Origin of the sequence: Pseudoalteromonas obscura (assembly GCF_030135505.1) — a bacterium.
Taxonomy (GTDB): domain Bacteria; phylum Pseudomonadota; class Gammaproteobacteria; order Enterobacterales; family Alteromonadaceae; genus Pseudoalteromonas; species Pseudoalteromonas obscura.
Genome location: NZ_JASJUT010000009.1, coordinates 15126 through 27343 on the forward strand (window position 1 = coordinate 15126; position 12218 = coordinate 27343).

At 43.2% G+C, this 12218-nt stretch carries 10 protein-coding genes; 4 read left to right on the forward strand and 6 right to left on the reverse strand.

The window, feature by feature from the left end; translation table 11 throughout:
• Nucleotides 1-50: 50 nt before the first annotated feature.
• From gspF to gspC, 4 genes are read right to left on the reverse strand one after another with little or no spacing between them, the layout of a single operon-like run.
• Entirely contained in the window at nucleotides 51-1277 is a 1227-nt protein-coding gene (gspF, locus tag QNM18_RS18390) for a type II secretion system inner membrane protein GspF (RefSeq protein ID WP_211013056.1), read from the reverse strand.
• On the reverse strand, nucleotides 1277-2785 hold the full coding sequence (gene gspE, locus QNM18_RS18395) for a type II secretion system ATPase GspE (RefSeq protein ID WP_211013074.1): 1509 nt from the start codon (nucleotides 2783-2785) through the stop codon (nucleotides 1277-1279). Before gspE ends, gspF begins: the two co-directional genes overlap by 1 nt.
• Nucleotides 2786-2828: 43 nt before the next feature.
• On the reverse strand, nucleotides 2829-4892 hold the full coding sequence (gene gspD / locus QNM18_RS18400) for a type II secretion system secretin GspD (protein ID WP_211013055.1): 2064 nt from the start codon (nucleotides 4890-4892) through the stop codon (nucleotides 2829-2831).
• Between the two features lie 28 nt (nucleotides 4893-4920).
• On the reverse strand, nucleotides 4921-5814 hold the full coding sequence (gene gspC, locus QNM18_RS18405) for a type II secretion system protein GspC (RefSeq protein ID WP_284138087.1): 894 nt from the start codon (nucleotides 5812-5814) through the stop codon (nucleotides 4921-4923).
• A 263-nt stretch (nucleotides 5815-6077) separates the two neighbouring features.
• Here gspC and hslR point away from each other — a divergent pair, with 263 nt between their 5' ends.
• The 3 genes from hslR (at nucleotide 6078) to QNM18_RS18420 (ending at nucleotide 9144) form a co-directional block, all read left to right on the forward strand.
• On the forward strand, nucleotides 6078-6488 hold the full coding sequence (gene hslR / locus QNM18_RS18410) for a ribosome-associated heat shock protein Hsp15 (protein ID WP_211013053.1): 411 nt from the start codon (nucleotides 6078-6080) through the stop codon (nucleotides 6486-6488).
• Between the two features lie 10 nt (nucleotides 6489-6498).
• On the forward strand, nucleotides 6499-7344 hold the full coding sequence (hslO, locus tag QNM18_RS18415) for an Hsp33 family molecular chaperone HslO (RefSeq protein ID WP_211013052.1): 846 nt from the start codon (nucleotides 6499-6501) through the stop codon (nucleotides 7342-7344).
• A gap of 261 nt (nucleotides 7345-7605) precedes the next feature.
• Entirely contained in the window at nucleotides 7606-9144 is a 1539-nt protein-coding gene (locus QNM18_RS18420) for a phosphoenolpyruvate carboxykinase (RefSeq protein ID WP_284138088.1), read from the forward strand.
• Nucleotides 9145-9487: 343 nt separating this feature from the next.
• On the opposite strand, the gene envZ is transcribed toward QNM18_RS18420, so the two are convergent.
• Together envZ and ompR are read right to left on the reverse strand one after the other, a co-directional pair.
• The gene (envZ, locus tag QNM18_RS18425) at nucleotides 9488-10792 is read right to left on the reverse strand and encodes a two-component system sensor histidine kinase EnvZ (RefSeq protein ID WP_284138089.1); all 1305 of its coding nucleotides are present in this window, start codon (nucleotides 10790-10792) and stop codon (nucleotides 9488-9490) included.
• Nucleotides 10792-11511, reverse strand: a complete 720-nt coding sequence (gene ompR / locus QNM18_RS18430) for an osmolarity response regulator transcription factor OmpR (RefSeq protein ID WP_023400664.1) — start codon at nucleotides 11509-11511, stop codon at nucleotides 10792-10794. Before ompR ends, envZ begins: the two co-directional genes overlap by 1 nt.
• Before the next feature lie 149 nt (nucleotides 11512-11660).
• Between ompR and greB the strand changes: the two genes are divergently transcribed.
• Entirely contained in the window at nucleotides 11661-12134 is a 474-nt protein-coding gene (greB, locus tag QNM18_RS18435) for a transcription elongation factor GreB (RefSeq protein ID WP_023400665.1), read from the forward strand.
• The last annotated feature ends 84 nt before the right edge of the window (nucleotides 12135-12218 follow it).

Genomic DNA, 12218 nt, shown 5'->3' on the forward strand with positions numbered 1-12218 from the left:
TTGGCTACACGATGTGTGTAGTCCAGTGTGTTTATCTTTAAATATGTTGACTACAAACCAATTGCTTTGTTCATTGCCATAATAGGTTGGAGTATTGCCATGACGATAAAGAGTACAATTAATGCCATACTGGCAATCATCGCCGGCTCAAGTAATTTGAGTGAAACACTCACCATACTTTCAAACTCCCTGTCTTGGTTATTGGCAGCACGTTCTAGCATTTGCTCCAATTCTCCAGACTTTTCACCACTGGCAATCATATGTAGCATCATTGGCGGAAATAGTTTCGTTTGATGCAGTGCCGCTTTGAGGCTTGCACCTTCACTTACGTGGGTTGCAGCTTCAGCAACCGCTGCTTTTATTTTTTCATTTTCAAGTACCTGCCCGGATATTTTCATCCCTTCAAGCAAAGGCACGGCACTCGATGACAAAATACTTAATGTTCTTGCAAAACGCGCGGTGTTGATACCTCGACTAATCTTGCCAATGCCCGGTAATTGCAACAACTTAGTATCATACCAAAAGCGTGCTTTAGGGCGCTTTAACGTTTGCTGAACAGCAACGATCAATCCACCCAATGCCACAGTAGCCTGCATCCAAAAGTCTTGTACAAAGTGGCTGGCAGCGAGTACCCATTCAGTCGTCCAAGGCAGCACTTGATTAGACTTTTCAAATGTTTTTAGAATTTCAGGTACAACTGTTCCCAGTAGCACAGAGACAATGGCTATAGCAAAAATAACCAAAATTGTTGGATATACCATTGCTTGAGTAATTTGGCTACGCATATGCTGTCGCTGCTCAGTATAATCAGCTAGGCGATTTAGTACTTCATCAAGGTGACCAGACTTTTCACCCGCAGCAACCATTGACCGGTACAAGTTATCAAATACGTGTGGAAAATCAGACATGCCGTCAGCTAGCGTATAACCCTCTACTACTTTTGAACGTACAGCCATTAACATACGCTTTAAACGCGGCTTTTCACACTGCTCGGCAACTGCCATTACAGCGGCTTCAACAGGCAAAGAAGATTGGATCAAGGTGGCAAGTTGTCGCGTAATAAGTGCAATGTCGCTCACCGAAGGCTTGTACCCCCGCGATAGCGTAAAGCCACCTTGAGCTTGCGACTTTTCTTTTTCAGCTGCGGGCTCGACTTCTAAAGGCATCATTGCCTTTTCGCGCAGCATTTGCCTGACCTGCTTGGCTGTATCGGCTTCTAAAATGCCTTTCTTTTCCTTGCCTTTTGCATCCAAGGCACGATATTCAAACGCCGCCATTATCCTTCCTCACGCGTCACTCGCATTACTTCTTCTAGCGTGGTTTGTCCTGCCAGAACTCGTGAACAACCATCTTGACGAATGCTTGGGCTATTTTTACGGATATACTTTTCAACGGCCTGTTCACCTTTACCGTTGTGAATAAGCTCGCGGATATGCTCATCAACAACCAATAGTTCATGAATACCTGTTCGCCCTTTATAACCATTAAAGTTACACTCTTCACAGCCAACAGCACGATAGATGGTGGTTTGCGAATCTTTCTCTAGGCCAAGCAACTCACACTCTCTCTCATCGGCAAGGTGTGGCTCTTTACAGCTTGGGCAAAGCGTACGTACTAGTCGCTGTGACAATACACCCAGTAATGATGAAGATAATAGGAATGGTTCAACCCCCATATCTTCCATCCGTGTGATCGCGCCTGATGCCGTGTTGGTGTGCAGCGTCGACATCACTAAGTGACCCGTTAATGATGCTTGCACAGCGATTTGACCTGTTTCGAGATCTCGGATCTCACCAACCATAACCACATCAGGATCCTGACGCAGAATCGCTCGTAATCCACGTGCAAACGTCATGTCCACTTTCGGGTTAACTTGCGTTTGTCCGATCCCAGGTATTTCATATTCAATAGGGTCTTCAACGGTCAAAATATTTCGATCTTTTGAATTTATTTGCGTCATGCCCGCATACAAAGTGGTACTTTTACCAGAACCCGTTGGACCTGTTACCAAGATAATACCGTGTGGCTTAGCAATGATTTCAGAGAACAATTCACGATTGCGCTCAGTCATCCCCAAATCTTCTAGGTTAAGTCGTGCGTTATTTTTATCGAGTAGACGTAATACAACACGCTCGCCAAAACTAGATGGCATAGTCGATACACGCACATCTACAGCACGCCCAGCAATTCTTAAGCTGATCCGGCCATCTTGCGGTACGCGTTTTTCAGCTATATCTAGTTTCGCCATAACCTTAATACGAGACACTAACAGCGAGGATAATTTACGGTTTGGCTTGAGTACTTCTTTAAGTACACCGTCAACCCTGAAGCGGATAACCAGATCTGCTTCAAAGGTTTCAATGTGAATATCCGACGCCCCTTCTTTGATTGCTTCACTTAGCATGGCGTTGATCAACTTAATGATCGGCGCATCATCGTCTGCCGCTAACAGATCTTCTGTTTGTGGCATCTCCTCAGCAAGTGAGAATAAATCGACTTCATTACCGATGTCTTCCATCATTTGCTGAGTTTCAGAGCTGTCTCGCTGGTAAGACGCTTCGAGCAATAGCTCAAACTTTTCTTCGTCGATGACTTCAATGGTAAAACCACCACCGGCTACGCGACGTACTTCCAACAACGCTTCAAGTGAAACATCACCTTTGTGAAATACCTTCAAGCCTTTGGGGTCGTCACTGAGTAACACACCCTCTCGGCGAGCAAAAGAGAAAGGTAGACGCAGTTGAACTTGTTGCTCTTCTAACGTCGCCTCATCAGTCACCGCCATAGACTCTGTTTCAATAGGAGCCTCAACAACACTCATACTTGCTTCAGTCATCGTTCTTCTCGTTTTGCTGATCTAAGTATTGTTCATATGTTGGTGGCAACACCATCGCATCATTCCACTCAGGCAGAACTGGTGCATCTTCAAGTGGCATCAATTGAATGCCATCATCTTGTTTTTTGATCTGCTCGTTGCGAATAAACTTATATTTAGCATGACTTAACTCGTTCATACTGCGGCTATCACGAACAATAGTTGGGCGAATAAATACCAGTAGGTTACGTTTACGCTTGCTTGTATTGGTCGATTTGAACAAGTGACCTAAGATAGGAATATCACCAAGTAGTGGTACTTTAGACACACTTTCTTGAACATCTTCATCTATTAGGCCGCCAAGAATAACCATGCCGCCATCATCAGCAATAACCGTGGTATTAATCGCACGCTTGTTCACTGAAATATCGACCGACGTTGCGCCACTGACACTTGATACTTCTTGCTCAATCGTTAATTGTACCGCTGTACCATCATTGATTTGCGGTGTGACTTTTAACTTGATACCAACTTCTTGACGGTCAACTGTTTGGAATGGGTTAGAGTTATTATCACCTGCTGCTGAACCAGTAATAATTGGAACTTCTTGACCCACAATCATAGATGCTTCTTCATTATCCATGGTGGTTACAGAAGGCGTTGCAAGAATATTAGAGTTGGTATCTGTCGACACCGCTTGAATAATCGCACCCCAGTCGTTTTTAACCACACCTGCTGCTAGACCGTTTACGCCACCTAACAACTGGCCCAGTGCATTTAAATCACCTTCAACGGTTTCTTCATAATCACGAAGCTCTGCGGTTTGATCAGCCTGTACTGTACGTTTAATTGTCTTGTCACGGGCCTGTTCTGCTGCTACAGCCAATGCGCCAACAGGTACTGTTGTGCCATTATTAAATTGCAGCATACCACCTTGCTCAGTGATCCACTGTAAGCCAAAGTTGATACCATCGCCTTCAAGTACTTCAACGACAATTGCTTCAACCAAAACTTGTGCACGGCGTACATCTAGTTTTTCGATAACGTTTGCCAGAGAACGCATGGTATCCGGCTGTGCGGTAATAACTAGCGAGTTTGAGTCATCATGCGCTTCAATACTGGTTTCATTTCGATTACTGCTACGAGAACGATTGGATTTACCGCCACCTTGCGCTTCTTCTTGTAGTGTTTTACTAACACCTTGCAGCACTTTAACTAGGTCTTCAGCTTTGGCGTAGTCAAGATAAAATACTTGTGTGTTACCATGATTCTCTAGCTCATCATCAAGACGCTTGATCAACTCAATGGCTTTAGTACGTGCTTGACTTTCACCACTGACAACGACGCTATTGGTTCGTCCATCAGCAACAATTTTCGGGATTAGAAATTCAGGAACACGACCTTTACCCGTGTCCTTATAGATTTTCTCTACAACTTGAACCACATCATCGGCCGTGGCGTGTTTCAATCTAACAATGTCTACGCGCTGATCACCCGCTTGGTCGACCGATTTGATAATGTTAACCAATCGATTTACCGATGCAGCATGACCGGTCAACATCATTACGTTTGCTGAGTTAAAGTTAGTAACATGACCACCGTCTTTTTGGTCACTAAATTGGCGAATAAGCGGACCAAGTTCCTGTACCGATACGTTTTTCACTTCAACGACACGCGTGATCATCACATCACCGTCGCCTTCACTGCTATCATTTACCAGTGGTACGTTGGACTTTTTAGCATCAGAGCTTCGCACAACCTTCATAATACCGTTTGGCATTTCTACCACTGAATAGCCATATACTTCTAGTACACTTAAGAAGAACTGGTAATACAACTCTTCATCCATCAATTCAAAGCTACGCACATTGATATTACCGCGCACGTTTGGATCTATGATGATGGTTTTATTAAGCGTTTTACCAACAATGAGAATAAACTCATTGATATCAGTCCCTTTAAAGTTGGCCGCATACTCAACCGCAGACACTGACAATGACAATCCAGCCGCAAACAACAGAGCTGCATATTTAGCTAACCCTTTTCTGATTCTTGTGAGGTGTAGCTTTCTACCCATTATTCTTTAACTCCAAAATTAGTGTCTTTTACAGGCTGAATTGCACATCTAAAGTGCGGCCATCGCGTTCGATAGTTATGTTGGCATCCGTACTCTCTCTGAGTTCGTTCATTGCCGACATAGCCTGTTTCATATCCGTGAGTTGATAACCATTTATCGCAATGGCCAGATCGTTATTTTTTAGACCCATCTTCGCGAAAAGCTGAGGATCTTTACCAGGACGCAAACGATAACCAACAAGTTGACCATTGCGACGTTCTGGCGAAATTCTTATGTAATCAAATAGCTTACCAGGCTCATTTAGCAGCTCTTGGCGACGTTGAGCAAGCTCTGAACGCGTTTCATCACTGATACGGCTCTTTGGTTCTGCCTTGCGTTTAGTCGTTGTTGGCATCGCCACTTTTTGCGTGAACTCCAGCCCGTCCAACATCAAGGTTTCAAATCGGCCGTTGACGTCTAAAATGACGCGATCAGGTAACACCTGAGCGAGCTTAGCTCGAGTGCCTTTCACCACATCTTGCACTAAATAAGTTTCCTGGCGACTTTGGGATTCAATAATTGCAAGTCCTGCACTGTCATTTTTACTAATCGCAACAATCCCCGTTAACTTCACATTTAAGCGAGTTTCAGGTGCATTTGAGATAACGGGTTTAGGCTTTTCAGCTTCTTTCGGCTTCTCATTGGCTTTGCCAAAAATGTTTTGTGCAAGAATGGTTGCACTACTGACAGTTTGCGCACTGCTTTGGGCTTGATGAGGCGCAATATCTAACGGCGCACTGTCAGGTTTGGGGAAAAGTAACCAGAATAGTTGAGAGAGTAAAAATGCAATATATACAACAGCTAAGAACACCACTGCACGACTAAGCTTAGCGTGGGGCAAGCCTTGTAATATTTTCTGTAACTGTTGTATTTGTAATTCCATATAAAATTCTTTAATGAGACTGTTCTTATTCTATTAAGCGCCTCAGTGTACCGTTTAGATTTCGATTCAACAAGCGCCCAAATGTGAAACTTTAAATTAAATCGGTACAAGATATGACATGAGTAACATGAACACAGTATTAACCATTTGTTCAACTCCTCTTCATATGCCATTCCTTGACCTATCGGGCGGTATGCTTTTTTTGACGGTTAAAATATGATAAATTTCACCATCGAGCAAGACGCCAACGTAGTTAAAGAATTGTGACAAAAGTCAATCCAGAAAACAACCAAGATGATTCAAAAGTCAGATTGGACAAATGGCTTTGGGCTGCGCGCTTTTATAAAACGCGCACAATAGCCCGTGAAATGATCCAAGGTGGCAAAGTCAGATATAATGGACAAAGATGCAAACCAAGCCGTCATGTCGATGTCGGTGCCACCATAGAACTCGCTCAGGGTCACGATGAAAAACACATCACCGTTTTAAAGTTAATGGACAAACGCCAAGCCGCTCCAATAGCCCAAACTCTATACGAAGAGTCGGCTGAAAGCATTGAAAAGCGGGCTCAAAATGCCATAGCTAGAAAAAACAATAGTTTCTTCGCACCGCGCCCGGAGCACAAGCCAGATAAAAAGCAGCGCCGTGAGCTGCTTAAGTTAAAATCAAATTAGGGTCTCATAGATGAAACAAGATTTACTTCATCGCTATATTTTTGATGATCTCGACGTACGAGGTGAATTAGTCCAAGTCGAGCATACACTGAAGGATATTGTTGCTGGTCACAACTACCCAGTAGAAGTGCAAACTTTGTTAGGTGAGCTATTAGTCGCCTCAAGTTTACTGACTGCAACACTTAAGTTTGAAGGGGATATTGCAGTGCAACTTCAAGGGGACGGCCCTGTGAAGTATGCTGTTATCAATGGTAACCACCAACAAAATATGCGTGGAATCGCACGCGTTGAAGGTGAAATCACCGGTTCGGGTATTAGTGACCTAATCGGCAAGGGTCACATGATCATTACGATATCCCCCGAAAAAGGCGAAAGATACCAAGGCGTGGTTCCTCTTACTTCAGATTCCTTAGCAAAATGTCTTGAAGATTATTTTGTCCAATCTGAGCAATTAAAGACGCGACTGTGGTTTGCAACACAAATTAGCCAAGACTCAGTAAAAGCAGCAGGTCTCTTTTTGCAAGTTTTGCCAGTCAACAAAGAAAAGTCTCAAAGTGATTTCGAGCACCTCGAGGCGTTAAGTGACACAATTAAAGAAGATGAATTATTAACGTTAGACGCACAAACTGTGTTGACACGCTTATATCATGAAGACAACCCTCAATTATTCGAGCCACAAGAAGTCAATTTTGTCTGTGGCTGTAGCCGAGAAAAGACCATTAGTGCACTAGTTAATGTTGGGCAACAAGCACTTTTGGAAGATGTGGAGCAACATGGTGAAGTAAAACTTAGCTGTCACTATTGCTTAACTGATTACCGCTTTAGCGAACAGGACATCAAATCTATTTTTAATTAAATAAGGTACATCCTACGCATTCGAATTAAAGCCGCCATTTTGGCGGCTTTTTGTTTGCAAAAAAATGATACCGGTGTCATCAAGATGGCAAATTTTATGACACCGGTATCATTGAAATTATTCAGTTTTTTTGTCAAAAAATTGCAATTTCTGGCCCCTTTAGGGCTCGAATATCTCAAATGCTTCTGTTAGTATGAATTCAAGCTTTAGGTACTTAATAACCAGAGCTATCCCGTTCAATTCTCACATTTAGGTATAAACATGACTTCAAGCGCTACTCGTTTTGTCGATTTAACTGCAGCTGAACTTGTCGAACACGCTATCTCGCGTGGTGAAGGGACTTTAGCAGCGAATGGAGCTTTTGTAGCAAAAACAGGCCGCCGTACAGGTCGCTCTCCTAACGATCGCTTTATCGTTCAAGAGCCAAGCACTCAAAATGACATCCAATGGGGTAACGTAAACCGTCCATTCGATGCCGAAAAATTTGATGCTCTTTGGGCTCGTGTAGAAGCACACGTACACAGCAACGACCACTTTGTCTCTCACTTAGAAGTTGGTTCAGATCCTGAGCACTATTTACCAGTAGTCGTTACGACTGAAACTGCTTGGCATCATATTTTTGCTAAAAACATGTTTATCGAACCTAGCAAATACAATGCAGCTGATTTACCCCAATGGCAGGTAATGAATGTTCCTTCATTTGTATGTGACCCTGAGCGTGATGGCACAAACAGTGACGGTACAGTTATTATCAACTTTGCAGAGCGCAAAGTGCTAATCGCAGGTATGCATTACGCCGGTGAAATGAAAAAGTCGATGTTCTCTGTTCAGAACTTCTTGTTACCAGCAAAAGGTGTTTTACCTATGCACTGTAGTGCAAACGTTGGTGAGCAAGGCGACACGACATTGTTCTTTGGTTTATCAGGTACTGGTAAAACTACACTTTCTGCAGACCCTAAACGTTTCCTTATCGGTGATGATGAGCATGGCTGGGCACCTGGCAGCGTTTTCAATATTGAAGGCGGTTGTTATGCAAAATGTATCGACCTATCTCAAAAGAATGAACCTGTAATCTGGAACGCCATTAAGTTTGGTACAATTTTGGAAAACGTTGTACTTGATGAAAATCGTGTACCTGATTTTGCCGATACAAGCCTTACACAGAACACACGTGCAGCTTACCCATTAGAGCACGTTGAGAAGCGTAAAGTTGAAAACCGTGCAGGCGAGCCTCGCGCAGTTGTTTTCCTAACTTGTGACGTAAGTGGTGTACTGCCTCCAGTATCTATCCTGTCAGAAGAAGCAGCAGCTTACCATTTCCTAAGTGGTTACACTGCAAAAGTTGGTTCAACAGAAATTGGTTCAACATCTGATATCGAATCTACATTCTCTACGTGTTTTGGTGCGCCATTCTTCCCACGTCCAGCAGGTGTTTATGCCGAGCTTCTGATGAAGCGTGTTCGTGAGTTTGGAGCAAAAGTATACCTTGTAAATACTGGCTGGACTGGTGGTCCTTACGGTGTAGGTAAGCGTTTTGATATCCCTACGACACGTGCAGTTATCGACGCAATCGTTAATGACACGCTAGAAGGTGTTGAAACACAACACATCGAAGCACTTAACTTAGATATTCCTGTTGCTGTTGAAGGTGTAGATGAAAAACTACTTAACCCTGTCAATACATGGGAAGATAAAGACAAGTATGCAGAGTACGCGGCTAAACTAGCGGCAGACTTTAAAGCTAACTTCGAGAAATACGACGTATCTGACGCAATCAAGTCAGCTGGTCCTCGCGGTTAAGCATTACCTTTTCCTTTATCAAAGGCGCCCCTCGTTGGGCGTTTTTTTATGTCCGCAGCTTGGTAATTGGCTAAGGCATTGCACCATTAAGAAGCGAATTAAGTAATGAAACTGTCGCGTTCATCTCTCCTCTCTCAGTAATTAAATGCTTTGACGTTGAGCACTCCACGCTACTGCAAACCTTTGGGGGCAGTTAAAATTGACATTCGGTATTGCTATCAGTGAAGAACTGCTCTACAAAGCGCTTAGTTTTACACTCAGCATGACTGTGTTGTTTGATATACGTGTGATTCAAGGGGGGTAAGCTTGGCAAAATACCAAGCTATATGATAGAAAAATTAAATTACTTTTTCGCGAGTGGTAGGGCAACTTCTGCAGACAACCCTCCTTCGGCCCGGTTTCTCAAAGAAACTTTGCCGCCATGTGTTGCAACAATTCGTTTGATAATTGCCAAACCTAATCCGCTACCATCTGAGCCTCTAGCTTGATCGCCCTGCTTAAACGGTTCAAATACGGATTCTAGCTCAGACTCAGGGATCCCCGGTCCCCTATCTTTCACTTGGATAACCATCACTTTATTTTTGGGGTCTAACTCAGTGTGGACGTCAATTTCACCTTCTGAATACTTGATGGCGTTTTCAATCATATTCGTTAATACACGCTTTAAAGCGACGTGATTAGCCACAACCCAAGGAGTACCCTCTGCTAAGCACAAGTTGATCACCCGCTTATGTTGCTGCTCCGCATGGACCACCTCTTCCACCAAAGTATTGACGTTTTCTAAGTGCATTTCACCACTGCTATGGTGTCGAAGATATTCAATAAACTGATCAATAATCGCGTTCATATCTTCAATATCGTCAATAATGCCCTCTTTGAGATATTCATCCTCATCAGACATCATTTCCGTTGCTAATCTGATCCGAGTTAAAGGTGTGCGCAAATCATGAGAGACACCCGCCATTAGAAGCCGTCTATCACTTTCTAATTCAGCTATCCCCTTTGACATTTGGTTAAACGCCTTTGTGACCTCAATAACCTCAGTAGATCCTTGCTCAACAAGCCGGGTCGAAAAATCACCAACCCCAACTCTACTTGCTGCGGTTTGCAGTGCTCGCAGGGGTCTATTTAAATGCCGAGCAAAAAGCCACCCACCTAAAACACTTAAAAAACCAATGCTAGATAAGTAGAACACCAAAAACTCTAGCTTGGTCTCAGAAAACCCTGTCAACGGGACTCGAACCCAATACCCAGGAGCCTGAGGAGCTTCAACCCAATAGACGATAGGATCTCCTTGACTGATCCGTACGCGTGCTGAACCATTTAGTTGTTCTGACATGCTACGAGAGAGCAAGCTGTACTCACGCGCTTGCCCCAAACCATTTCGATAAGCCTCTTTTTGCGTCATGACATCGATCCCCGTTATCTCAAAAAATTTATTCGATAACGCAGTGTCGACTTCAACGCCTTCCTCCCAGTCAATAAAGACCGTTTTGACCTGTTTAGCGAGCATCAAATTCACTTGCTCAAAAGTCGGCTTAAACACATACAGTGTCACCGTAATATAAGAGACAACCTGATTGATTAATAACAATCCCGCGACAAAAAATACAGTCTGACCAAACGCACTACGAGGAAAAATGCTCATTACTTTTCGCCATCAGGCACAAACACATATCCAAGTCCCCAAACCGTTTGTATATACCTTGGGTTTGATGCATCTTCTTCTATCATTCTGCGCAGTCGGGAGACTTGTACATCGATACTCCGCTCCAATGCACTATAGTCACGACCACGTGCTAAATTCATTAGCTTGTCTCGGCTCAGAGGTTCTCTCGGGTGACTGACCAATGCTTTTAATACAGCAAACTCACCACTGGTAAGCGCAATCGTTTCGTCCCCTTTTTGCATTTCACGGGTGGCCAAGTTCAATTTAAATATGCCAAATTCAACTTCGTTTTCTTCCGCGGCAGGTGCACCGGGTACTTCTTTCGTTTTTCTTCGTAAAACTGCCTTGATTCGGGCCAATAATTCTCTCGGGTTGAAAGGTTTTGGTAGATAGTCATCAGCGCCCAACTCTAAGCCGATAATACGGTCTACTTCATCCCCTTTGGCAGTCAACATGACTATAGGAATTTCATTCTCTTTTTGTCTGAGGCGGCGACAAATAGAAAGTCCATCTTCTCCTGGCAACATGAGGTCTAAAACCATTAAGTGAAAATTTTCTCTTTCCAGTAACCTGTCCATCTGCTCGGCATTTGCAGCGCTTCGGACAATAAAACCTTGCTCAACAAGATAACGCTCCAATAAGCTGCGTAATCTCATATCATCGTCCACGACTAGTACTTTTGTTGTTTCATTTCCCATCGAATTCTTCTTGTTATCACTGAACTATTGGTTAAATATAATTGAAATTTAGCTCCTTAGACACCATAACATACTGATAAGATTGTTACTGAACGTTACAGTTATCTAAACACGCGTACCTTATATAGGTTTTTCCGATATATTGCATTATGAAAACAAACTTAATTACGCCCGAAGGGTATCGAAAACTGCAGCAAGAGCACGACCACCTATGGTTTGAAAAGCGTCCTGAAATAACAAAGATTGTCAATTGGGCCGCCAGTCTCGGAGATCGCTCCGAAAATGCCGACTATACCTTTAACAAACGCTTGCTTAGGCAGATAGATCGACGTGTTAGATATTTACGCAAACGCTTACCTGATTTAAAAGTAATTGAATATGACCCACAACAAGCTGGCAAAGTCTATTTTGGTGCTTGGGTCGAAATAGAAAATGACGAGGGGGAAACTAAATTTTTCAGGATCGTTGGGCCAGATGAAATTTACGAGCGCAATGACTATATTTCTATAGATTCGCCAATGGCCAGAGCTTTACTCGGAAAATCAGTCGATGATGATTTCATGGTGAAAACACCTCAAGGTGATGCACAATGGTATATCAATAGAATCGAATATCAGGCCTGATAAATTTACCACTAATATGGTATGATAACCCCCAACGCTTAATAGATTTTTTAGCGTAGCTAATTGAACTTTATAAGGATTTTG

Excerpts from the sequence above, each read along its gene's own strand:
- ompR (WP_023400664.1), bottom strand. The coding sequence starts at position 11,511 with ATGGGAAATGAAACAACAAAAGTACTAGTCGTGGACGATGATATGAGA.
- gspC (WP_284138087.1), bottom strand. The coding sequence starts at position 5,814 with ATGGAATTACAAATACAACAGTTACAGAAAATATTACAAGGCTTGCCC.
- gspE (WP_211013074.1), bottom strand. The coding sequence starts at position 2,785 with ATGGCGGTGACTGATGAGGCGACGTTAGAAGAGCAACAAGTTCAACTG.
- gspF (WP_211013056.1), bottom strand. The coding sequence starts at position 1,277 with ATGGCGGCGTTTGAATATCGTGCCTTGGATGCAAAAGGCAAGGAAAAG.
- greB (WP_023400665.1), top strand. The coding sequence starts at position 11,661 with ATGAAAACAAACTTAATTACGCCCGAAGGGTATCGAAAACTGCAGCAA.
- hslO (WP_211013052.1), top strand. The coding sequence starts at position 6,499 with ATGAAACAAGATTTACTTCATCGCTATATTTTTGATGATCTCGACGTA.
- gspD (WP_211013055.1), bottom strand. The coding sequence starts at position 4,892 with ATGGGTAGAAAGCTACACCTCACAAGAATCAGAAAAGGGTTAGCTAAA.
- envZ (WP_284138089.1), bottom strand. The coding sequence starts at position 10,792 with ATGAGCATTTTTCCTCGTAGTGCGTTTGGTCAGACTGTATTTTTTGTC.
- QNM18_RS18420 (WP_284138088.1), top strand. The coding sequence starts at position 7,606 with ATGACTTCAAGCGCTACTCGTTTTGTCGATTTAACTGCAGCTGAACTT.